Origin of the sequence: Paenibacillus sp. GCM10023250 (assembly GCF_042653205.1) — a bacterium.
GTDB lineage: Bacteria > Bacillota > Bacilli > Paenibacillales > Paenibacillaceae > Paenibacillus_Z.
Map to the genome: position 1 here is coordinate 192,466 of NZ_JBHSHY010000003.1, position 23,393 is coordinate 215,858.

The 23,393-nt window shown below is 65.8% G+C and carries 18 protein-coding genes; 4 read left to right on the plus strand and 14 right to left on the minus strand.

Annotated features, from left to right (window positions below; genetic code table 11):
• Window positions 1–111 precede the first annotated feature (111 nt).
• Together ACFPB1_RS05385 and ACFPB1_RS05390 are read right to left on the minus strand one after the other, a co-directional pair.
• On the minus strand, window positions 112–945 hold the full coding sequence (locus ACFPB1_RS05385) for a carbohydrate ABC transporter permease (RefSeq protein ID WP_379222708.1): 834 nt from the start codon (window positions 943–945) through the stop codon (window positions 112–114).
• Window position 946: 1 nt separating this feature from the next.
• Window positions 947–1,840 (minus strand): carbohydrate ABC transporter permease, encoded by an 894-nt coding sequence (locus ACFPB1_RS05390; protein ID WP_379222709.1) that lies wholly within the window; start codon window positions 1,838–1,840, stop codon window positions 947–949.
• A gap of 166 nt (window positions 1,841–2,006) precedes the next feature.
• On the opposite strand from ACFPB1_RS05390, the gene ACFPB1_RS05395 reads away from it, so the two are divergent.
• From ACFPB1_RS05395 to ACFPB1_RS05410, 4 genes are all read left to right on the plus strand, one after another.
• Window positions 2,007–3,848: a sensor histidine kinase gene (locus tag ACFPB1_RS05395; protein ID WP_379222710.1), complete on the plus strand. Its 1,842-nt coding sequence runs from the start codon at window positions 2,007–2,009 to the stop codon at window positions 3,846–3,848.
• The gene (locus tag ACFPB1_RS05400; protein ID WP_379222712.1) at window positions 3,845–5,476 is read left to right on the plus strand and encodes a response regulator; all 1,632 of its coding nucleotides are present in this window, start codon (window positions 3,845–3,847) and stop codon (window positions 5,474–5,476) included. Before ACFPB1_RS05395 ends, ACFPB1_RS05400 begins: the two co-directional genes overlap by 4 nt.
• Before the next feature lie 202 nt (window positions 5,477–5,678).
• Window positions 5,679–7,067: an MBOAT family O-acyltransferase gene (locus tag ACFPB1_RS05405; protein ID WP_379222715.1), complete on the plus strand. Its 1,389-nt coding sequence runs from the start codon at window positions 5,679–5,681 to the stop codon at window positions 7,065–7,067.
• A gap of 141 nt (window positions 7,068–7,208) precedes the next feature.
• A complete protein-coding gene (locus ACFPB1_RS05410) occupies window positions 7,209–8,666 on the plus strand; it encodes a copper amine oxidase N-terminal domain-containing protein (protein ID WP_379222717.1) in 1,458 nt (485 codons plus the stop codon).
• A gap of 97 nt (window positions 8,667–8,763) precedes the next feature.
• Here ACFPB1_RS05410 and ACFPB1_RS05415 read toward each other — a convergent pair whose 3' ends face one another.
• From ACFPB1_RS05415 to ACFPB1_RS05470, 12 genes are all read right to left on the minus strand, one after another.
• Complete coding sequence (locus ACFPB1_RS05415; protein ID WP_379222719.1) at window positions 8,764–10,827, minus strand: peptidoglycan D,D-transpeptidase FtsI family protein; 2,064 nt, start codon at window positions 10,825–10,827, stop codon at window positions 8,764–8,766.
• A gap of 463 nt (window positions 10,828–11,290) precedes the next feature.
• On the minus strand, window positions 11,291–12,511 hold the full coding sequence (locus ACFPB1_RS05420) for an MFS transporter (protein ID WP_379222721.1): 1,221 nt from the start codon (window positions 12,509–12,511) through the stop codon (window positions 11,291–11,293).
• 379 nt (window positions 12,512–12,890) lie between these two features.
• Complete coding sequence (locus tag ACFPB1_RS05425; protein WP_379222723.1) at window positions 12,891–14,210, minus strand: FAD-binding oxidoreductase; 1,320 nt, start codon at window positions 14,208–14,210, stop codon at window positions 12,891–12,893.
• Window positions 14,211–14,330: 120 nt separating this feature from the next.
• Window positions 14,331–15,194, minus strand: coding sequence for a fumarylacetoacetate hydrolase family protein (locus ACFPB1_RS05430; RefSeq protein ID WP_379222726.1), 864 nt, complete (start codon window positions 15,192–15,194; stop codon window positions 14,331–14,333).
• Window positions 15,195–15,222: 28 nt separating this feature from the next.
• Complete coding sequence (locus ACFPB1_RS05435) at window positions 15,223–16,044, minus strand: creatininase family protein (RefSeq protein ID WP_379222728.1); 822 nt, start codon at window positions 16,042–16,044, stop codon at window positions 15,223–15,225.
• 95 nt (window positions 16,045–16,139) lie between these two features.
• A complete protein-coding gene (locus ACFPB1_RS05440) occupies window positions 16,140–17,369 on the minus strand; it encodes an amidase (RefSeq protein WP_379222730.1) in 1,230 nt (409 codons plus the stop codon).
• Window positions 17,370–17,412: 43 nt separating this feature from the next.
• Entirely contained in the window at window positions 17,413–17,853 is a 441-nt protein-coding gene (locus ACFPB1_RS05445; RefSeq protein WP_379222732.1) for a cupin domain-containing protein, read from the minus strand.
• Window positions 17,850–18,650, minus strand: coding sequence for a cysteine hydrolase family protein (locus ACFPB1_RS05450; RefSeq protein WP_379222734.1), 801 nt, complete (start codon window positions 18,648–18,650; stop codon window positions 17,850–17,852). The genes ACFPB1_RS05445 and ACFPB1_RS05450 overlap by 4 nt, the downstream gene beginning before the upstream one ends.
• Before the next feature lie 50 nt (window positions 18,651–18,700).
• Window positions 18,701–19,495, minus strand: coding sequence for an ABC transporter ATP-binding protein (locus ACFPB1_RS05455; RefSeq protein ID WP_379222814.1), 795 nt, complete (start codon window positions 19,493–19,495; stop codon window positions 18,701–18,703).
• Window positions 19,496–19,540: 45 nt separating this feature from the next.
• Complete coding sequence (gene wrbA, locus ACFPB1_RS05460; RefSeq protein WP_379222736.1) at window positions 19,541–20,245, minus strand: NAD(P)H:quinone oxidoreductase type IV; 705 nt, start codon at window positions 20,243–20,245, stop codon at window positions 19,541–19,543.
• An 18-nt stretch (window positions 20,246–20,263) separates the two neighbouring features.
• Complete coding sequence (locus ACFPB1_RS05465; protein ID WP_379222738.1) at window positions 20,264–21,631, minus strand: amidohydrolase family protein; 1,368 nt, start codon at window positions 21,629–21,631, stop codon at window positions 20,264–20,266.
• A gap of 82 nt (window positions 21,632–21,713) precedes the next feature.
• The gene (locus ACFPB1_RS05470) at window positions 21,714–23,375 is read right to left on the minus strand and encodes a CocE/NonD family hydrolase (RefSeq protein ID WP_379222740.1); all 1,662 of its coding nucleotides are present in this window, start codon (window positions 23,373–23,375) and stop codon (window positions 21,714–21,716) included.
• Between the last annotated feature and the right edge of the window lie 18 nt (window positions 23,376–23,393).

Consider the following 23,393-nt stretch of genomic DNA (forward strand, 5'->3'; position numbering starts at 1 on the left):
TATAGAGCCCGTCCGCCGCCCCGAAACACCGAATAAATTGATCGCCGAGGTGTAAAATGTTGATGCGGCGGACGGTGTAAAATATTGATGTTGCCGCGAACCCGGCTCGGATTACCCTTTCACCGAACCGGCGGTAATGCCTTCGATGATATGTTTTTGCAGGAAAAGGAAGAATATAACGACCGGCAGCGTGCTCAGCGTGAGCGACGCCATCGCCAGGTCCCACTTGCGCAAATACTGGCCGAAAAACTTCTGCACGGCGAGCGGGATCGTCGTGAACGCGTCGTTGATGACGAGCACCGGAAGCAGGTAGTCGTTCCAGATCCAGAGCACGTTCAGGATGACGACCGTGATGGCGATCGGCTTCAGCAGCGGGAACACGATTCTCCAGTATAGCCCGTACGGCGAGCAGCCGTCCACGACCGCGGCCTCCTCGACCTCGAGCGGCACGGACTTGATGAAGCCGTGGAACAGGAAGACGGAGAGCGAGATGCCGAAGCCCAGGTAGCAGAGCACGATGCCGTACACGTGGCCGCGCAGCTCGAGCAGCGACGTGACGCGCATGAGCGGCAGCATGACGGATTGGAACGGAATGATCATCGACGCGACGAACACCGTGAACAGCAGCTTGTTGAACGTCGTCGGCCGGCGCACGAGCCGGTACGCCGTCATGCTCGCCACGACGACCAGCAGGCCGACGCTGAGCGCGGTGATGACGAAGGAATGCATGAACACGACGGGAAAATCGATCGCGGTCCATGCCTTCTTGAAATTGCCGAAGCCCCAGCTCTGCGGCAGCGACGCCGCGTTCAGCAGGATGGCGCTCAGCTTCTTGAAGGCGTTCACGACGAGAAAATAAAACGGCGTCAGGAAGACGAGGCCAAGCAGGCAGCAGAGCAGCTCAAGGCCGAACAGCAGCGGCGTATACTTCTGTTTGGTCTCCATCTTAAGCCTCCACCTCTTTCTTCTTCGTTACCCATACCTGGGTGACGGTGATGAGCGCGACGGCGAAGAAGAAAATCATCGCTTTGGCCGTGCCGAGGCCGTAACGGCTGTTGGTCAGCGCCTCGCGGTAAATGTTCAGCGCGATCGATTCCGACGCGTAGCCAGGACCGCCGCCGGTCAGGGACAGGTTCAGGTCGAACATCCGGAACGCGTTGGACGTCGTCAGGAACAGGCAGATCGTGATCGCCGGCATGATCAGCGGAAGCGTCACGCTGCGGAACGTCTGCCACGCCGAGGCGCCGTCGATCCGCGCCGCTTCCGACAGGTCCTTCGGCACGCCGATGATGGCGGCGATGTAGATGATCATCATGTAGCCGGCGGTCTGCCAGACGAAGACGCCGACGATGCCCCAGAAGGCGGTCGCGGGCGTGCCGAGCCACGGCAGGTTGAACAGATGCCAGCCCGTCGCCTCGCCGATCGCCGCGAAGCCGCGGGTGTAGATGAAGTACCAGATGTAGCCGAGCAGCAGGCCGCCGATGACGTTCGGCAGGAAGAAGACGACCCGCAGGATGCTGCGGCCCTTCAGCGGACGCGTCAGCAGGAGGCCGAGCGCCAGCGCCAGCGCGTTCGTGATCGCGACGGCGGCCACGGTGAACTTGGCCGTGAACCCGAATGCGGTCCAGAACCGCGGGTCGTCGGTGAAGACGCGCTTCAGGTTGGCGAAGCCCGTCCACTTGGCATGGTTCAGGTCAAGCCCGTTCCACTCCGTAAACGTATAATAAAAGCCCATGAAAAACGGCACGGCGACGATCATCAGAAAAACGAGCAGGCCCGGACCGACGAATACCGTCTGCTGCAGCCACTCGCTTGCTTTGATTCCCCTTCTAGTGTGCACGCGGATGTCCCCTCTCTTTCGCTCATGTACCCCAGTATAGCGGCCGGGCGGCATCCCCTTCGACGGAAGATCGTGAACTGGACAGTGGAATATATTGACCTCGACATTCCGTTTGGCGTATGGTTATACCTACCGAAATTGCCCGAAAAGGAGGGGCTCCCGCGCCTTGTCCGTCCGCAGCCTGTTCCGCGTCGCCACGATCCGCAAGAAGATGATGCTGCTCTTCCTGACCGCTACCATCGTGCCGATCGCCGCGTCCATCGCGATCTCCTACCGCGAGACGCGCTCGTCGATCACCCAGGAAGCCATCTCGAAGAACAATCGTCTGCTGGCGCTCGGCAGCGCGAACATCATCAACTACATGAACAACATCAACCAGAAGTCGCTCGCCGTCTACAACTCCATGAACGTGCCGCGCTCGCTGTACTACCTGCTCGAGCACAACCTGGAGGACGAGTCGTTCCCGAACGGCATCAGCGACGTCATCGAGAACCGCAACCTGCTCAAGGATCACCTGTACAACATCTATCAGAGCATGCGGGAGTTTTATAAAATCCGGCTGTACGTCGCGGCGCAGAACACGAGCTACCTGCTGTGGAACGACGACATCCGGGTCGGCCGGCACGAGCCCGGCACGATCGGGATGGCGCCGAAGACATACATCGAGCCGACGCATCCGAGCACCAATTACGGCCTGCCGATCAAATCGCCGGTGCAAGAGGAGCCGGTGTTCTCGCTCCACCGCCCGATCTTCCTCGCGCCGAGCGACAAGCAGCTCGCGGAGCTGACCATCGACGTCAAGACCAGCGTGCTGAATGACTTGAACCGCCAGCTCTACGACGCCGGCAGCGAGGAGCTCTACCTCGCCGATGCCGAGGGGCGGCTCGTGCTGTCGTCGAAGCCGGACTTCGTCGGTAAACGGCTCGGCGACGGCTGGTTCCGCGAAGTGACCGGCTCCGCGGCGGGACAGGGACATTTCCAGTGGGACAAGGACGGGTTCGACGGCATGATTTTCTTCCAGCAGGTCAAGACGCCGTTCATGGACTGGTACCTGATCAAGCAGACGCCGGACAGCCATCTGTACGCCGCCGCCAACCGGACCGCGCGCCTGAACGTATGGGTCGGCGCGGCGTCTCTCGCGGTCGCGGTGCTCGCGACGCTGGTCATCTCGATCCGCTTCACGAAGCCGCTGCTCGCCCTGATCGGCTACGTCAACCGGATCGACGCCGGCAACCTGAACGTGCAGATCGAGATTCAGAGCAAGGACGAGATCGGCCTGCTCGCCAAGCGGTTCCGCTCCATGATGCAGACGATCAACAATCTGATCCTGAAGGAATACCGGATGGAGATCGCCAACAAGACGATGCAGCTGCGGGCGCTGCAGGCGCAGGTCAATCCGCATTTCCTGTACAACGCCCTGCAGTCCGTCGGCACCGTCGCGCTGCAGCAGGGCAACAAGAAAGTGTACCGGCTCGTCACCTCGCTTGGCAAAATGATGCGTTACCAGATGAACCTGTCCGGCGGCGACGCCGATCTCAGCCAGGAGCTGGACTACGTCCAAGCGTACCTGGACCTGCAGCAAGAGCGGTTCGACACCTCGCTCGACGTCATTCTCATGATCGGCGAAGGGACGCGCGGCATCCGCATGCCCAAGATGATTCTGCAGCCGCTCGTGGAAAACTTCTTCAAGCACGGCTTCTCGCCGTCGGAGCGGCCGGCCCAGCTCATCATCGCGAGCTCGCTCGGCGAAGCGGGCGACCTGACCGTCGTCGTCTCGGACAACGGCGCGGGCTTGACCGACGAGCGGCTCGCGGAGCTGAACGCGGCGCTGGCGCAGGACAACGACATGGCGGAATCGGACGCCGCGGGCATCGGGCTGCGCAACGTCCTGTCGCGGCTGCGGCTGTTCGCCGGGCCGGGGGCGTCGCTCAGCATCCGGCGGCTCGTGCCGCACGGCTTCTCCGTTACGCTGCACATTCCGAACGCACAGGAGGAACGACCGTCATGAAAGCGTTAATCGTCGACGACGAACGGCATGTCCGCGAAGCGGTCAAGCTGCTCGTCGACTGGCAGGACTACGGCATCGACGCGGTGCTGGAGGCCGAGAACGGCCAGACGGCCATCGAGCTCGCCGAACGGGAACGGCCGGCGCTCGTGTTCACCGACATGATGATGCCGGTGCTCGGCGGGGACCAGCTGATGGCCTGGCTGGCCGAACGCGCGCCCGAGAGCAAGGTCATCGTCATCAGCGGACACGACAATTTCGACTACGTCCGCACGGCCGTCAAATACGGCGGGATGGACTATATCCTGAAGCCGATCGACGCCGATCAGCTGAACCAGGCGGTGGCCCGGGCCGTCGAGAGCTGGCGCGCCGAGGAATCCGCGCGCACCCGCACCCGCGGCGCCGACATGGAGCTGAACCAGCTGAAGCCGCTGTATGCGGAGCAGCTGTTCGGCGCGCTGCTGAAGGGCACGGGCTCGGCGCAGGAATTCGCCGGGCTGCTGCGGCACGGCGGCGGCGACGCACAGCCGTTCGCGGAGATCCGCGTCGCCGTGCTGGAGCTCGACTCCGCGCCGGCGCTCGCGGCCAAATTCGGCGCCGACGGCCGCGACCTGCTCGCCTTCGCCGTCGCCAACATCGGCAGCGAGCTGCTCGGCGGCCGAGGCTGCGGCCAGGCGTTCCGGCACAGCGCCGGTGCGCAGCAGGAGATCGCGCTGCTGTTCTGGGACCGGCTGGACGAGGTCCCCGCCCTGCTCGTGGAATACAACGACGCGCTGCAGCAGGCGTTCAAAGCCCGCTTCGCCTTCGGCGTCGGCCAGGCGGAGCCGTTCCCGCACGGCTTGGCCGCGTCGTACCGGCAGGCGCGGACGATGCTGCTGCAGCGCAACCTGCTGCAGCGGGGCAAGCACGTCCACTGCTTCGGCGACTTCGCAGCCGCGCCGGCGCCCGCCGAGCCGCCGCTGTTCTTCGGCGCCTACGAGGAGAAGGTCCGCTTCGCCGTGCAGAGCGGCAGCCCCGACGGCATCCGCAAGGCGCTGCAGCCGTGGTTCGACGCGCTCGACGCGCGGACGCGGATCACGCCGGAGAACCTGCTGCTATGGCGGCAGGAATTCCGTCTCGCGGCTGCCATCTGGGAGGGCAGCGCGCCCGCCGCCGACGCGGCCATCCCGTATGAGGAGTCGGTCCGGGAGACGATCCCGGCGGACGCCGGCGGCCAGTTCGACTACGCCGCCTGGAAGGAATCGTTCGCGCAGGAGGCGCTCGCGGCGGCCAAACGGCTGAAGGCGGGCGGCGGGAAGGGCAGCACGATCCGCGACATCGCCGCGCATATCGAGCGGTTCGCGCACGAGGACCTCACGCTGCAGAGCATCTCGGACAAGTTTCACCTGAGCCGCGAATACATCTCCCGCAAGTTCAAGCAGGAGCTGAACCAGAACGTCTCGGATTACATCACGTCCTGCCGGATCAACCGGGCCAAGGCGCTGCTCGCCAGCCCGCATCTCAAGATCACGCAGATCGCCGAGATGGCCGGCTTCCAGGACGAGAAATATTTCAGCAAGGTGTTCAAAAAATGGACCGGCCAGACCCCGAGCGAATACCGGAAACGGCTGTACGACGTGGACGCGAAGTGACCGCGATCGGCCTGGGAGCCGCGGGAAGACGGCCGCCATGTGCGGCTGCGGCCGCTAGCCGCGGCGGGCTGCACTTATCGCGCCGAAGCGAAGCGGCCGCAGGCCGAGCAACTTTTGCAACATTTTCCCAGCCATTTGCGTTATGCTAACAAGTAGGAATCAGCCTGCCTGTTCGACTATCGCGCAAGGGGTGCACTCGTCGATGCTGTTCAATACGTACGCCTTCATCTTCGCCTTCTGGCCCGTCACCGTCGCCGTCTATTTCCTGCTCAACCGGCTGCGGCTGCTCTTCGCCGCGAAGCTCTCGCTGACCCTCGCGTCGCTGTTCTTCTACGGCTACTGGAACGTGCTGTACCTGCCGCTCATACTCGGCTCCATCGCCTTCAACTACGCGTTCGGCCGGCTCGTGCAGCCGCGAAGCGGGAGGCCCGACGCGCGCCGCAAGCCGCTTCTAATCGCCGCGATCGCCGGCAACCTGCTGCTGCTCGGTTACTACAAGTACGCCGATTTCTTCCTGAGCACCCTGTCTGATTGGACAGGACATGCCTTTCCCCTGCTTCGCTTGCTGCTGCCCCTCGGCATCAGCTTCTTCACCTTCACCCAGATCGCCTATCTCGTCGACGCCTACAAGGGCAAAGCGGCCGAATACAATCTCGTCGGCTACATGCTGTTCGTCACCTTCTATCCCCATCTCATCGCCGGGCCGATCCTCCATCACGGCGAGATGATGCCGCAGTTCGACCGGCTCCGCAACAAAATCTGGCAGTGGCCGAACGCGGCCCGCGGGGTCTACCTGTTCTGCATCGGCCTATTCAAAAAAGTGGTGCTCGCCGACACGTTCGCCGCAGCGGCGAACGACGGCTTCGCGAACGCGACGCATTTCGTCGCCGCCTGGACGGCTTCGCTCTCCTACACATTTCAGCTCTATTTCGATTTCAGCGGCTACACCGACATGGCGATCGGCGCCGCGCTCGTCTTCAACATCAAGCTGCCGCAAAACTTCGACTCTCCGTACAAGGCGCTCAGCATCCAGGACTTCTGGCGGCGCTGGCACATGACGCTGAGCCGCTTCCTGCGCGACTACGTCTATATTCCGCTCGGCGGCAACCGCCGCGGCGAAGCGGTCATGCTGCGCAATCTCGTCCTCACGTTCGCGCTCGGCGGGCTGTGGCACGGCGCCGGCTGGACGTTCCTCCTCTGGGGGCTGCTGCACGGCGCCGGGCAGGTCGTCCACCGCTGCTGGGGCAAGCTCGGACGGCCGCTCCCCCGTCCGCTCGCTTGGTTCGTCACGTTCATGTTCATCAACGCGACCTGGGTGTTCTTCCGCGCGGACAGCTGGGGGCAGGCGGCGCGCATCCTGAAGGGGATGGCCGGCCTGCAGGGCGTCTCGCTCGCGGACATCAAGACGCTCGCCCCGTCGCTGCTCTTGATCGCGCTCTTCCTGCCGATCGTGCTGCTGGGCAACAATTCGTCGCGCCTCGCCGATACCTTCCGCCCGACCTGGCGCACGTCCGTCGCCGCGGCGGCGCTGCTGGTCTGCTCGCTGCTCTACTTCAACCGCATCAGCGCATTCCTGTATTTCAACTTCTAAACGAACGCCAACTTCCAGGAAGGACGGTGACCTCCCGTGCCCATGCCGGCTCCCGCAAGGCAAGACCGCCCGCTCGGCGCGCCCCGCTCCGCGCCCCGTCCCGAAGCAGGCGCGCGCATCGCGGCGAAGGCGGCCCGGACGATGCTGCTTCGGACCGCCGCGCTCGCCGTCCTGTTCGCGGCGCTCGCCGCGCTCGTCACGTACCTCGTCGATCCGCTGCAGTTCTATCACAAGCCGTTCGGCTACCGGCCGTTCTTCTCGTCGGAGCAGCGGTACCAGAATCCGGGGCTCGCGCTGCATTACGACTACGACACGATCATCGTCGGCACGTCGATGACGGAGAACTTCCTGCCCTCCGAGGTCGGCCGGGCGCTCGGCGGGCATGCGCTCAAACTGTCCATCCGGGGCTCCACGGCGGACGAACAGTACAAGATCGCGAAGCTCGCCATCGATACGGGCAAAGTGAAGCAGGTGCTCTGGGGGCTCGATTATTTCGCCCTGAAGAACGGCGATCAGGAAGCGGCCGGCCCGTTTCCCGACTACCTCTACGACGGCAGCCGCTGGAACGACTACCGGTACCTGCTCAATTACAGCGTGTACGGGCCGTTCTTCAAGGAGATCGCCAAGACGCTGACCGGCTCCGGCCCGCAAAGCCTGGAGACGCTCTATAACTGGAACGGCAGTGTGCGCTTCGGCAAGGCGGCCGTGCTGCAGGATTACCGGTCCGCGCAGCAGGAGGAGACGTACTTCGGCTTGAACGAGGAGCCGCTCGAGGTCATCCGGCGGAACTTCGACGAACGCGTCCTGTCGCTCGTCCAGGCGCATCCGGAGGTGCGGTTCACGTTCTACTATCCGCCATACAGCGTGCTGCGCGAAGCGGTCTGGGCGCAGACGAACGAGACGCGCTACCGGAACCAGCTGGACATGGCGGTCTGGATGTTCCAGCGGTTTGACGCGCTGCCGAACGCCCGGGTGTACGATTTCCGGACGGCCGGCGAGTGGACGTACGACCTCGATCTCTACAAGGACATCTCGCATCACAGCCAAGCCGTCAATTCGGCGATCGCCGCGGCGATCGGCAAGGACGATCCGCGCTTCCGCATGACGGCGGCGAACGCGCAGTCGTTCTCCGCCGAGCTCGCGGAGCAGGTGCGCACGCTGGCGCTGACCCCGGCGGGCGATCCCGTGAGCGCGAGCGTCGCCGTAGTCGCAGGCTCGGACGCGGGCGAGGGACTCGCGGCGATGGCGGCGGCGCCGGGCCAAGACGCGTTCACGAGCCGCATCGTGCCCGGCGACGGGGAAATGCTCGTGCCCGCGAAGGAAGCGGCGGCCGCGCTCGGCGCGACGTTCGACTGGAATCAGGCCGCGAAGACGCTCGTCGTGGCGCGCGGAGGGAAGCGCGTCGAGCTGACCCTGGACCGCGCGGAGGCCGTGGCCGACGGCCGTCCCGCCGAGCTGCCGTATCCCGCGCGGCTCGCCGGGGGCCGGACGCATGTGCCGATCGTGCGGCTCGCGGAGCTGCTCGGGCTCGGCGTCCGCACCGAGCGGCCGAACGCGTGGAGCGTGCGGTATGTCGTGGAGGCCGGAGGCGCGGAGTAACCGCTTGTCCGCCTCACGCTCCCTCCGTGCCGAACGGCGCAGAAAAGACCTTGAGGCCCGCAAGCCTCAAGGTCTTTTCCTGTTTTCATACTGTCGCTTAGTGCCCGCCGGACGTCGTACCCGTCGTGCCCTTGCCATCAGCCGTCCCGTTCGCGTCCGTCGTCTTCGGATGCGGCGTACCGTCGAGACCGACGTATTCGTCGTACGCGTCGAAAATTTTGCGTGCGATCGGCGCGGCGCCGTAGGCGCCGAAGCCGCCGTCCGGCACGACGACCGCCACGGCGAGGACGGGATCCTTGGCCGGGGCGAGCGCGATGAACACGGAGTTTTCGACCTTCTTCCGGTCGCCGACGTCCTGCTCGGACGTCCCCGTCTTCCGGAGGAAGTCGTACTTGAAGCCTTCGAAGCCCTGCACGGATACGCGGCTCATGCCGTCGTCGATTTCGTCCCAATAGGCTTTCGGGAACGTCACGGTGTTCAGCACCTTCGGCGTGAAGCCTTGCACGACTTTGCCGTCCTGGTCGACGATCTTGTCGACGAACTGCGGCTGCAGCCGCTTCCCGCGGTTGCCGAGCATGGCGGCGTACTGCGCGAGCTGCAGCGTCGTGTATTTAGCTTGCTGCCCGAACGACGCCCGGATCAGCGCGGACTGCGGACTCGCGTTTTCGGACTCGTGGTAGTAATCGATAACGCCTTTGCTTTCGCCCGGCAGGCCGCTCTGCGTGGTCACGCCGAGGCCGAACTGCTTCATGTAGCTGTCCCACACGTCCACGCCTTTAGCGCCTTTGTACTTCTGGTACAGCTTGTTGCCGATCTCGGACGCCATGAATGTATTGGACGAGTGCGCGATCGCGTCGGCGGGATCGATCGTGCCGTACGCGTGGCCCTGCGAATCGTGGATCGCGACCTGGTAGCCCGCTTTGCCGAAATAGAACACGCCCGTATCCTGATAGAGCGTGCGCGTCGTGATCAGGCCTTCGTTCAAGCCGAGCAGGACCGACAGCGGCTTCTGCGTCGAGCCGAGCGGCACCATCGACGACGGATGGCGGTTGCGTTCCTTCTCGTCTTCGTACGGCGGATAGGCCTGGCGGATCGTGCCGTTCGCCTGGAAATACTGGATAGCCTTCAGATCCTCCGTGCTGATGGAGCCGCCGGCCCAGACGTTCGGATCGTAGTCCGGCATGCTCGCCATCGCGGTGATTTTGCCGGTCTTCACTTCCATCGCGACCGCGTAGCCCGTCGTCGCGTCCGCGCCGTCCCGCCACGAGCCCGTCGTCGCGTGCTTCATGAAATCCAGATGGTCCATGATCGCCTGCTGCGTCAGCATTTGCACCCGTTTGTCGATCGTCAGGTACAGGTTGTCGCCCTTGACCGGCACGGTGACCGTCGGCGGGCCGACGATCGTGTTCTGCGCGTTGACCGGATATGTCTTGATGCCGTTTTTGCCGCGCAGCTTGTCCTGGTACATGTACTCGAGCCCGTCGACGCCGACGTCCTCGTCATCCAGGTACCGCTGCTGGCTGTCGTTATTTTCATCGATGTCCTTGTACTTGGTCATCGTCTCCCGCACGCCACGGTATTTCTTCAAATAACCGATCAGCTGGACCGCCACGTCGTCCTTGTCGTAGTTGCGGACGCTCTCTTCGACGACGTCGATGCCGGGATACGCCTCGCGGTTCTCGGCGAAGTAGGCGATCTCGGTCTCGGACAGTCCGAGCTTGATCCGGCGCGGCACCGAGTACGTGTTCTGGATATGGTCCATGTCCATCCGCTTCTTGATCTCGGCGAGCGAGATGGCTTGCTCCGGCTTCCCGTACTTCGTGAACACGTCGAGCAGGCGCTGGGCCAGCTTGTCGGCGTCCGCCTTCTTGAACTTCGACGGAATCGTGAAGTACAGCGACTGCGTCGACGTGGAGTAGGCGAGCGGCGTGCCCTGCGAATCCAAGATGTTGCCGCGGATCGGCGGGATCTGAACCTTCCGTGTGCTGTTCTTGTCGAACTGCGCCTGCAGCGTCGGACCGTCGACGAACTGCAGGATCGCGAGCCGCACGATCAAAATGCTGAATAATAGAAACGTCGCGCCGAAGAAAATGTTCAGGCGCAAGGTGAATGAGCTCCGGTTGCGGGCGGCATGTTCCTTGTGGTCGTCTTGCTGTTTCATCCGTGCACTCCTCTTACCCCAAAGTCTATCCGGTATGTATTCGCGATTCTCCGCGCGATTTCCTGTCGTTTAAGGAAACGGAAACAAAATCGCCACAACTTCGCCGGATGCCCAATGATCAACTCTTTTTACCCGCGGATGGCGGCGTTGAAACGGGAAGGCGGAAATAATGTATTTCGGCCGGGTTCCGGCGGCTTCTTGCACGGTCAAACGTCCCGTTCGCCCCGTGAAGGTGATCCGGTCACCTTCTTACATCGCAAGACGTGCCGTCCACCCTCTTGAAGGTGTCCCAGTAACCTTCTTGTATCGCAAGACGTGTCGTCCGCCAAACGAGAGCTCGAGTCGACTCGACTCGGCTCCGCTCGTCCCCAGTCCACGCGGAATGCAAAAAACGCTCTGCGGACGGCAGTCCCCGCAAATCGCGGGGACCACCGTCCGCAGAGCGCCGAAAGTAAGCCGGCGGTCACGCCTGCGTCCGCAGCGCCGACGCCTGCTTCGCGATGCGCAGCGCCATGAGCGCGGCGATGAGGCAGATGAAGCCGGCGGTCACGAACGTCGTCGAGTACGTGCCGGTGATCTGGCGGACCAGCCCCGCGCCGTAAGCTGCAGTCGACGCGCCGACTTGGTGGGCGACGACGACCCAGCCGAACACCATGCCGGCCCGTTCCTTGCCGAACTCCTGCGCTGCGAGCCGGACGGTCGGCGGCACGGTGGCGATCCAGTCGAGGCCGTAGAACACCGAGAACACGACGAGCATCGCCGGCGTCGCGTCCAGCGCGAACGGCAGGAAGATCAGCGACAGCCCGCGCAGGCCGTAGTACCAGAACAGCAGCTTGCGGGAGTCGAACCGGTCCGTGAACCAGCCCGAAAGCGTCGTGCCGACGAGATCGAACACGCCCATGAACGCGAGCAGCCCCGCCGCCGTCACTTCCTCAATGCCGTGGTCGCCGCAGGCGGCGATCAGATGCGTGCCGATGAGGCCGTTCGTCGAGAAACCGCAGAAGAAGAACGTGCCGGCAAGCAGCCAGAACGTCTTGTTCTTCACCGCGTCGCGCAGCGTCAGGAGCGGCGTCAGAAAGATGCTGCCCCGGAACGGCTCGGGCTCGACGACCTCGTCCGTGCCGTAAGGGGCGGCCCCGACGTCGTACGGATGATTGCGCATGAACAGCGCGACGACGGCGAGCAGCAGGAGAATGACGCCGACAGCCGTGAACATCGCGTACCGCCAGCCTTCGTGCACCGTCACGCGAGCGAGCAGCGGCAGAAACAGCAGCTGGCCCGTCGCCGCGCTCGCAGTCAGGATGCCGACGACCAGCCCCCGGCGCTGGACGAACCAGCGGTTCGCCACGGTGACGCCGAGCACGTTCGCCATCATCCCAGTCGCGAGCCCGGAGACGACGCCCCACAGCAGTTCGTACTGCCACAGCTGCGTCATGAGCGGCGTAACCGACATGCTGGCGGCCAGCACCGCCAATGCGATAACCATGACGCGCCGAATGCCGAATTTGGCGAGCAGCGCCGCCGAGAACGGCCCGACGAGGCCGTAGAGGAAGATGCCGACCGAGATGACGCCGGATATCCCGCTGCGATCCCAGCCGAACTCCGTTTCGAACGGCACGATCAGAATGCTAGGCATCGACCGGATGCCCGCCGAGACGAGCAGCGCGGCGAATGCGACGAGCACGACAACCCAACCATAATGGAATGAGGATGATTTTGGGGGTGGATGCAAGACAGCACGCTCCGTTTCGAATATACTCGAGGCCGATGGCGCCAAAAGCCGGCGGCGAAGCTTCGGTCTTTCAGGCTGAAGAAGCCCATCGGCCTCGGTTTTTTATTTTGTATGTACAACAAATATATGTGCCGAGAGCGCGGTTGTCAATCCGTTTTGTGAATCGAATTTCCATTATATGATCCGTTCGCATGCCGGCGTCCGGTCGCGCCGCCTGCCGGCCGACATCCCCGGCCAACCGCCCGGGCGGAAACCGCCCGCCCAATACGGCGCAAAGACCCGCGCCGCATCCGGCCGGGTCCTCGGAGTCGCGCCGGGAACCCGGACGCGGCTACAGCTTGCCGGGATTCAGCAGGCTGAGCGGATCGTTGACGAGCTTTTGGCTGCGCATGCGGCCGATCGCGCCGCGGCCGCCGTCCTCGAGCATCCACGTGTGCGGATCGAAGATGGCGACGCCAATCGATCTGAAGAACGCGATGATCTCATAGAGCCGTTCCTCCGCCTTGAAATAGACGACCGGCAGCGCCGTCGGCACGAGCGTGCCGCCGCTCAGCATCCATTCGAAATGGAGCAGCACCTCGTCGCCGTACGCCGCTTTGACGGCGCGAATCTGCTCGAGGTACCGGTCCGGCGCGAAGCCGGCCTGCAGGTACGTCCAGGCGGGATCGGCCTTAATCGCCCACAGCGTCGTATGGTTCCACGTGAAGTCGGACACGCCGATCGTCTTGCGGTACTGCGCCGCCGGAATAACGTGGCCGAGCCGGCCGCCGAACGACTCGGCCAGCTTCGCCGCCATGCCGGCCGCGGGCTCGGCGATCTCGGTCAGCACCGCGGCCCGCGCGGGCTCCAGCGCCTTGGCGAGCGGTTTGAAGAACGACGGCAGCGGCCACTCCATCGGGCTGACGAGCCGTTTCGGCACCGATTCTTCGCGGGCCAGCGCTTCGCCGAAGCGCATCGACGCCTCGAAGCCGTCGAACTGGAACACGGCCTGCGCCCACTCCGTCCGCGGCGCCAGAGGGATCGTCACCTCCGTCATGATGCCGGTCGTGCCGTAGTTGTGAATATAGTCGAACAGCTCGCCGCCCTTGACGACGAGCCGCCGCGGCGTCTCTTCGAGCGTGTACACGACTGCCTCCAGCACATTGCCGTCCCATAGATTGCCCCACGTGACGGAGCCGATGCCGCCGGAGCCGCCGCTGACGAAGCCGCCGACGGTCGCCTTCACGTACGTGCTCGGATAGATGCGCAGTTCCTGGCCCTGCTCGCGGGCCGACTTATCCAGCGTGCCGAGCCGTACGCCGCTCTGCGCGCGGGCATAACCGTCTCCGATCTCGACGATGCGGTCGAGGCCGCTCAGGTCGAGGACGATGCCGCCCTCGAGCGGAATCGCCTGGCCGTAGTTGCCGGTCCCCGCGCCCCGCGCCGTCACGGGCACCCGCATCCGGTACGCGAGCGCCAGCGCGGCGGCGACGTCCTGCTCGGTCTTCGGCACGACGATCGCGTCGGCTTTCTTATCCTTCAACCGTAGGTCCAATACCGGCGAATACCAATAATAATCCTTCGACAGTTTCTCGACGGATTCGGCGTCCGTCAGCACGAGGCTCTCGCCGAGCGATTTCAGCATGTCCGCCTTCCACGCGGTCGTTTCCATCTGGCATCCCTGCCTTTCGATTGTATGGTGCACGGCTGTATGGTGCACGGCTGTATGGTGCACGGCTGTATGGTGCACAGCGCCAGCACGGGCCTAGGGCTCCGCGCCGGGCCGCGGCGGCTATTCCGCGGCGACGGGATTCCGCAGCGGCGCGAAGCCGCCGAGCCGGCATTCAACGACGTCGCCCGCCCGCAGCGGGACCGAGCCCGGCGTGCCCGTCATGATGACGTCCCCCGGCTGCAGCGTCATCATCGCCGAGAGATACGCGACGATGCGCGGAATCGAATAGATCATCCGGCTGACTTCCGTCCGATACGCCGCCTCGCCGTTCAATACCGTCTCCACGGTCCATGCCTCCGGCGCCGGGCATTCGTCCGCGGTGACGAGCTCGGGGCCGAAGCTGAAGAACGTATCGTAGCATTTGGACCGGCCCAAAAACCGCGGATTGCGCGCGTGAACGTCCTGCGCCGTCATGTCGAGCGCCGGCGTGAAGCCGGCGATCACGCGCATCGCGTCGGCTTCGGCGACGTATTTGCACGTCCGGCCGATGACGATGCCGATCTCCGCTTCCGCCGTGATCCGCTCCGGTCCCCGCGGCAGCACGATCGCGTCGCCGTGGCCGATGAGGCTCGTCGCCGGCTTCATGAAGCAGATCGGCTCGCCGTCCGGCGGAGTCACCGCCATCGCCTCGGCCTTCTCCGCGTAATTGGCGCCGATGCCCCATATTTTCGGCGGCGTTCGCAGCGGCGGCGCGACCTTGGCGATCGCGTACGGAGTCGCCTCGAGCGCGCCGACCTGCGCCGCGCCGCCCTCGCGGTACCACGCGTTCAGCGGCGCGACCTCCTCCTTGGCCAGCAGGCCGGCGACCGTACTGCTCCAGGCGCTGCCGGACGCGGCGTTCAGCGTCTCCAGCAGCACGTAGCCGCCGTCCGCCGCGATCGCCGCCCGTTCGGCGCTGCCGACGTTCACCGATGCCAGTTTCATGCCGCTCGCTCCTTTCCCCTTGGACTGCTTAAGCTTCGATCCGCTTCCGCTCCAAATCCGCCAGCTTGAATGTGCACAGCTCCATTAGGGCCTTCGCCAGCGTGCCGGCGACCCGGTCGAGGATCAGCCGGCCCTTCTCCGCCGTCGCGATCGTGGCGTCCCCGGCAATGCCGCTGGCCGATATATCCGCCATCCGCCAGGCGAAGCGGATCTTGCCCTCCAGCGTCAAAAATTCAAAGCCCGCCATCTCCGGCACTTCCTTGACCGCGAATTCATCCAGCACCCAATCCGGCTTTATCGCCTTCACGAGCGACGTCTCGTAGTCGCCGCCGTGGATGCCGTACTCCAGCTCTTCCTCCGCGATCAGCCCCTCCGCTCCGCCGAGGCTGCCCGGACTCAGATAGAACACCGTCAGGCCGCAGCGAATGCGAATCTCCCGCGCGGCCATGTTGAGCAGGTCGACGTTGCCGCCGTGCGTGTTGAACAGCAGCAGCCGCTCGAAGCCGCTCAGCTTCAAGCTCTCGGCGATATCGAGCACGATGCCCTGCAGCGTCGCCGCCGACAGCGATATCGTGCCCGGCAGGCCGAGATGCTCGTTGCTCTTGCCGTACGGCACCGGCGGCAGCAGCCATACCGGCGCGTCCGCGTCAAGCCGCTCGAGCGCGGCGGTCAGCGTCGCTTCCCCGATCAGCGTGTCCGTCAGCACCGGCAAATGCGCCCCGTGCTGCTCCACCGCCCCGATCGGCAGAATGACGAGCGCGTCCTCCTTCGGCAGCTCCTTCACCTGCTTGCTGGTCAGCCGCGGCAGGAAGCGCCGCTCCCAGGCGATGCCCTCATAGCGTGCAAACATAGTTGCTCCCCCTTATCCGTTCCGTTGTATGCGCCCTTCGCCAGCAGCGCCTGGCATGCCCGCAGCGCCCGCAGTCGGCACGCCGGCCGTGCCGTTCAGGCCGGCCGCGGCCGGGAAGGCCGCGCGAGGCTGCGTTTGGGACGCGTCCGCACGAGCCGATCGACCCAGCGCAGCAGCGGCAGATCCATCCCGGCGCCGGCGATGAACGACACGGCGACGGGTACGCCGCCGACCTCGCCGGCCGGCACCGTCACCTGCGGGAAGCCGCTCAGCCCCGCGATGCAGGACAGCTGCATCGTCCGGATCCGGAGCTGCTCCAGCGCGTCGCCCGACGTCCCGATGCGCGGCGCGACGCTCGGCAGCGTCGGCACGACGAGCAGCCGGCCGCGCCCCAGCAGCGCCTCCATGGCGGCCCGGATGCGCAGCCGGTCCTCCGCGCGGCGCTCATAATCGCCTTGCTTCAGCGTGGCGGACCAGGCGAAGCGCTCCGCGATGCCCGGTCCGAAGCGCGGCCGCTCCCGCCCGATCCAGCCGCCGTGCTCGCGCCAGATCTCGTACCCTTGGATCGTCCGGAACGTATCGAACCAGACCGGCAGTCCTTCCGGCGCCGCCGTCACCCATTCGCCCCGGTCCACGCCCGCCCCGGCGGCCGCCAGCCAAGCCAGCAGCTGCCGCCGGCAGGCGTCCTCGGCCAGGCTCCACGCGTCCGCGGCGAACAGCAGCCCGTCGCCGAAGCCGGGCTCCTCGCCTTCGGCAGCGGTCCCGCCGCCCAGCAGGGCGAGCCCGACGTCGAGCAGCGTCCGGCTGCCGGAGGCCATCCAGCCGACCGTGTCGAAGCTCGCGGAGAGCGGGATGACGCCGCCCATCGGCACGGCGCCGTGCGACGGCCGGATGCCGAACACGCCGCAGTACGCCGAAGGGATCCGGACGGAGCCGCCCGTGTCCGTGCCGACCGCGAAATCGGCCGTCCCCGAAGCCGCCGCGACCGCTGAGCCGCTCGACGAGCCGCCGGGAATGCGGTCGACCGCGCGCGGATTGACCGGCGTGCCGAAGTGGTGATTTTCCCCGTTCAAGCTGAACATCAGCTCGTCGGTATGCGTAATGCCCCGCAAGCGGGCGCCCTGTCCGAGCAGCAGGTCGATGACGGGGGCGTTCGCGGCGGACGGGCCGTGCGTGCGGTGCCAGTCGGGATTGCCGGCCGTGTTCGTCCAGCCCGCGAGCCCGAACACGTCCTTCACCGCGAATGTCCGCCCCTGCAGTACCCCCGTGCCGGAAGGTCCGGCCGCGAAATCTTCGTTCACGTAAGCGTGCCAATGATCGACCATGTCCGATTCCTCCATCCGTTCGTCGATGCCCCGGGCAAGCGGGCTAACGCGGCTGCAGCGCGCCGTTCAATACCGCGAGATCGGCCTCGTCGAGCGACGCTTCCGGCCCTGCCTTGATAAGGTCGGAGAACGCTTCGTCCGGCACCATCGTCGTCAGCACGTACAGCCGGCCGCGTCCCGTGTTGCGCACCTGGTGGCTGCTGCCCGGCGGCACGATAAAGAACGACCCTGGCCGGATCGGCATCTCCATCTCCCCGACGATCGCGGCGCCTTCCCCCGCCAGCACGTAGAAGTATTCCACCGCCGCGGCGTGCACGTTCGGCGGCGTCTGCCCGCCCTCGTCGAAGATTTCCACCACCGACACGAACGGCGCCTGCGTGCCGTCGCACAGCAGCACGAATTTGTTCGTGTCCCGCGGCGAGATTTTCCGGACCGGACAATCCGCGTAATGGCCTGCGATCAATCCCGGTATGCTCATACTCATCGTTGCTCCACCTCTCGTAAGCCCGCCTCCAGCGCGGCGGCCAGTTCGGCCGATTCCGCGACGAAGCCGTAGCATTGCTTGATATTGTAGATCGCGCCCTCCGCGCAGTACGCGGGCGAGCTCGTCGCGCAGCAGTCCGCGAGCAGGACGACGTCGTAGCCGAGGCAGCCCGCGTCCTGAAGCGTGTGCATGACGCACTGGTCCAGGTTGACCCCCGCGAAGAGCAGCGTGCGAATGTCCAGGTTCCGTAAGATGCTGTCGAGCGGCGTGTCCCAAAATCCGCTCATCCGGTATTTGTCCACGCGGACGTCCTCCGGCTCCGGCCGAAGGCCGTCCACGAGCGCCGCGCCCCAGCTGCCCTTCTCGAGCACGCGGGAGCCGTTCGCCGGGAGCGGATCGCCGATGCCGACGCTCGCCCCGTCCGGATTGTACACGTGCAGCACCGACGGGCTCAGATTGAGCCGATCCGGCCGGTTGCCCCAATTGAGCCAGACGACCGGCACGCCCGCCGCGCGCAGCGCCGGCAGCAGCCGGTTCAGCGGCTCAACCGGGGCCAGCAGCGGCGACGTGTCGACGCCGATGGAATCGAGCCACCCGCCCGGCGCGCAGAAGTCGTTCTGCATGTCGACGACGACGATCGCCGTCCGCGCGAGATCGAGCGTCAGCCGCTGCGGCAGCGCCGCGATCTCGGCCCCTTCCCGCGCGGACGGAGCGCCGCCGGCGTCTCCGCGCAGATCCACATGCGTCCCGGAGACGCGCCAAGCCCGCTTGCGATTGCCTAACCGATGCATCGGCATCCCTCTCTTCCTCCATGATCGCCCGCGCCGCATCGCAGCCGCGCCGGCGCCTAATGCTTCAGCAAGTGCGACACGTGGCGCACGTGCTCGCCGAACTCCGGCGACGTCCGGAACTCGTCGTCCCGCGGGAACGGCGCCGGAATGTCGATGACGTCGGAGATTTTGCCCGGCCGCGGCGTCATGACGACGACCCGGGTCGAGAGGAAGACGGCCTCGAACACGTTGTGCGTGATGAAGAGGACGGTCATCTTTTGATCCTGCCGCCAGATCTTCAGCAGCTCGTCTTGGAGCGTCTGCCGGGTGATCTCGTCGAGCGCGCCGAACGGTTCGTCCATGAGCAGCAGCTTCGGCCGGGAGATGAGCGCCCGCGCGATGGAGACGCGCATCTTCATCCCGCCGGACAGCTGGCGCGGCAGCACCTTCAGGTAATCCTTCAGGCCGACCAGCTCCAGCACCCGCTCGCCCTCCTCGAGCCGCTCCTTCTTGGGCACGCCCCGCAGCTTGAGCGGCAGCGTCACGTTGTCGATCAACTTCGACCACGGCAGCAGCGTATGCTCCTGGAACACGAAGGCGATCTCGCTCTGCCGCCGCGCCTCCTTCGGCGTCGTGCCGAGCACCTCGAGCCGCCCGCCCGTCTGGCCGGTGAGGCCCGCGATCATATTGAATATCGTCGACTTGCCGCAGCCCGACGGGCCGACGAAGCACAGAAACTCGCCCTCGCCCGCCGTCAGGTTGGCATGCTGCACGGCGACCGTGCCGTTCGGGTACGTCTTGCCGACGTCCTGCAAGCGGATCAGCGCGTCCGTCGCATGGCTGATGGCGGGCGCCGCCGCGGTAGAAGACATCTGCATCGTGGAAAGAAAACTCATGTCGGTACTCTCCTTTGCGCGTTATTGGCCTGACCGTATGCCGCTTTGCTTCAGCGCTGCCGCGGCCCGCGCGACCCGCAGGCCGAGCCGGCCCGCCATCCGAAGCTCCCGTTCGTCCGGCGCGAGCGAGCTGTCCGGCCCCGCCAGCGTAGACGCGCCGTAGGGCGAGCAGCCGATGGCGTCGGCCGTCAGGTATTCCGGATTCTCCGAATACGGCAGCCCGACCATGATCATGCCGAAATGGAACAACGGCACCATGGACGTCAGCAGATTCGCCTCATGGCCGGTATGGATCGACCCGGCGCTCGTGATCAGCCCGGCCGGCTTGCCCTCGAGGCCGCCGTCCGCGCACAGCTCGCTCGCGAACTCCAGGAACAGCTTCACCTGCGCCGGCATGGAGCCGAAGTACGTCGGGAAGCCCCAGACGATGCCGTCGGCCCAGCGCAGGTCGTCGTTCGTCGCGACCGGCACCGGCTGCTGCGCTTCTCGGGACGCCTCGTACTTGGTGAACCGGTCTACCGTCCGGAACTTGCCGGACAAGGCGCTCTCTTCCCGCTTCTTGTGCTTGTCGAGGTACGGCGTGCGGTTGCGCTCGGATTCCAGCTCGGGAATCCGGGCGACCCGCGCCTCGCAGCCCGCCAGCTCCCCGGCTCCCCGCGCGGCGGCGAGCGCCATGTCGTACACGTGGCCGTAGGCGCTGTAATACACGACGAGCAGCTTCGTCATCGCGGCTCCTCCTTCGGCTTACGACTTGGCGAGGGCAGCCGGCCGGCCGAACGCCAGCCGCTCCGCCGCCTCGCCCATCCGGCGGTCGAGCTCCGGCAGCGCGAAGCCGCTTCGCTTCGCCGCCAGCTTGAGCCAGCGGCCGCCGCGGAACACCCAGCGCCGCTCGGGCACCATCGTGAACAGCTCCTCCGGCGTCGCGCCGTCGATTACGACGAAGTCCGCGTCGTTACCCGCTTCGACGCCGTAGCCTTCGAGCCCGAGAATCGCCGCCGGAATCTCGGTGATCATGCGGAGAATCGTCCGCAGGTCGGCCGGCCGCCCCATGTGCGCGGCGTACGCCGTGATGAGGCCGATCTGGAGCAGGTCGCCGCGGCCGAACGGATGGAACGGGTCGTGGATGTTGTCCGAAGCCGTCGCGAGCGCGATGCCCGCGGACAGCAGGTCCTTCACCCGCGTCACGCCCCGCCGGACCGGGAAGCTGTCTCGCCGGCCCTGCAGGTACAGGTTCGCGCCCGGCAGCGTGACGGCGTACAGCTTGGCGGCTGCCATCCGTTCGATCAACCTGCAGGCGTCCGCGTCGTTCATCGCGGCGAGCGAGCACAGATGGTCGACCGTGACGCGGCCGGACCAGCCGTAATCGATCGTCCGCTGCGCGATATGGGACACCGTCCGCTTCTCCGGGTCGTCGCTCTCGTCCGTATGGAAGTCGAGCGGCAGATCGTACTTCTGCGCGAGGCCGAACAGCGTATCGATGTCGGATTCCCACGTCGCGGACATATGCGCCGCGGTGCCAACGCCGGTGACGCCCATGCGGAGCGTCTCCTCCAGCACATCGAGATGCCCTTCCTCGAACCGGTACATCGGCGCGAGCGGGAACAGCTCCAGCTTCACGTACGGCTTCAGCTCCGCCTGCGCCTCGAGCGCCGCCTCGATCGTCCGCAGCGCGACGTCCGCGCCCCACCGGACGTGGATGTCGAGATGCGTGCGGATCGCGGTCGTGCCGAACGCGACGGCCTGCAGCGCGGAGCGGACGATCCGCGCCTTAATCTCGTCCTTGGAAAACGCGTGCACGGCGTTGGAATAGTTGTTCACCGCTTCCTCGAGCGTGCCCGACACATTGCCCACCTGCGGCAGGCAAAACGACTTGTCGAGATGCATATGCGCGTCGACGAGGCCCGGGAGCAGCACCTTGCCGCCGAGATCGACAACCGTGCCGGCGGCCGGAGCGCCCCTCAGTTCGTCGATGGGCACGGCGCCCGGCACGTCCGCGGTTCCCGGCTGCGCCGCGACGTCCGTCCATAAGCCGTCCCGGACCGTCAGCGCATACAGATGCGCCTCGTCCCGCAGCGGCAAGCTTGCGTTGATCAGCTTCCACTCGTTCGTCATATACTCGCAGCTCCTTTCGTAATCGCAGCTCTCGATCTCGATGGTCGAGACCCGTCCAGACAAAATCACACTCCCGCCGGCGTCAATCTTCCGTCACCGGCAGCTCGATCCACGATTCCATCCCGGCGCGGCTCTTCACGGCCACGACGGCGATCGTGAGGTCGCTCTCCTCCGCCCGGCGGGCATCGTGCAGCGGAATGCCGTTCGGATGGCGGATGAGCGCCGGGAACGCGCTGCCCGTTAGCTCGAGCCGGATGGCCGAGCCGGGCTGGAACGTCGCGGCGATCGGCCGCATGACGATGCGCGCCCGGCACCAGCCGTCGTTCCGGCCGATCTCCGCCCGCCCGACGGACAGGAACCGGGCGGTGCCGTCCGGCTCCAGCATCGACAGGATGGCCACGAGATCCGTCGGCCCTTCCATCGACTGGACGCACGCGTTCACGACCGGCGCGCCCAGCACGGCGACGGTTTCCGCGAGCGGCTCGCCCGTGTAGACGAGAATTTCCGTCCGGTCCTGGATGCCGCTGCGGTCCGCCGGCACATAGCCGGCGAGCGGCATCGGCAGCCGCGCGTCGTACACGAACACGTCCGGCGCCGCCTCGCCGTCCGGCGCCGTCTCCGTCAGCCGTCCGCCGCCGAGCGCCCCGTTGGCCGGCTTCGCCGAGCCGCTCAGCAGCCATTTGCGGCCGCCGCCGGCCTGTTCCGGGTACGCCTCAGCCGTCTTCCACGCCCGCGCCTGGAGATCGAAGTACCGGACGGCCGGCTCCTCATACAGACCGTTGTCCCGCTCGCCCTTCAGCCAGTAATCGAACCACCGCGCCTGCTTCGCGTGCATGTCGCCGTCCGCTTCGGGCCCGTGGTCGACGCCCCCGGCCTTGCGGCCCCACGGGATGTGGACCCACGGCCCAATCTCGAGCCGGTGGAACAAGTCCGGCGTCCGCGCGGGCGCCGTCTCCTGCAGCGCCTGGTACGACTGCACCGTGCCCTCGAGCAGAAAATCGTACCACCCGCCGATATGGAACGCCGGAATCGGGCTGCGCAGGAACGCGGGCAGCCAATTGAGCGACAGCCAATAGGCGTCATACTCCGGCCGGTTGACCCAGTCGAAGTAAGCCGGGCAGTACCGCTCCAGAATCGGATGGCGGTCGTTCACGGGCAGATGCCGCAGCATCGCGTCGGGACTCGCCATGATCCGCGAGCACGCCTGCTCCGCCTCGAGGTCGCCGGCCCGCCGAGCGGAATCCCGCGCCAGCTGGAACGCCCAGATCAGCATGCCGCTCGAGAAGCTCCCGTGCGGATAGGCCCAGCGGTGCACGTCTCCGGCCGTCATGCTCGGGACGATCGTCTTCAGCGCCGGCGGGCGAAGCGAGGCGGCCGCCCACTGGGTGATGCCCTGGTACGAGAAGCCGTACATGCCGACCTTGCCGTTCGCGTACGGCAGCTTCGCTGCCCATTCCACCGCGTCGCAGCCGTCCTCGGCTTCGTGGACGAACGGAACGAACTCTCCTTCGGAATCGCCTCTCCCCCGCACGTCCTGCACGATGACCATGTAGCCCCGCGAGGCGTACCACACGGGATGCGCGTGGCTGACCGTCGAGGCGATCTTGCGGCCGTACGGCTGGCGCAAGAGCAGCACCGGGTAGTCCCCGGACTCCTCGGGCAAATAAATATCCGCGTATAGATTCACGCCGTCCCTCATCGTGCAGGGAACGTTGCGTTTTACGACCACGTCGCCGAATCGCATGGGCGCTCCTCCTCTGTC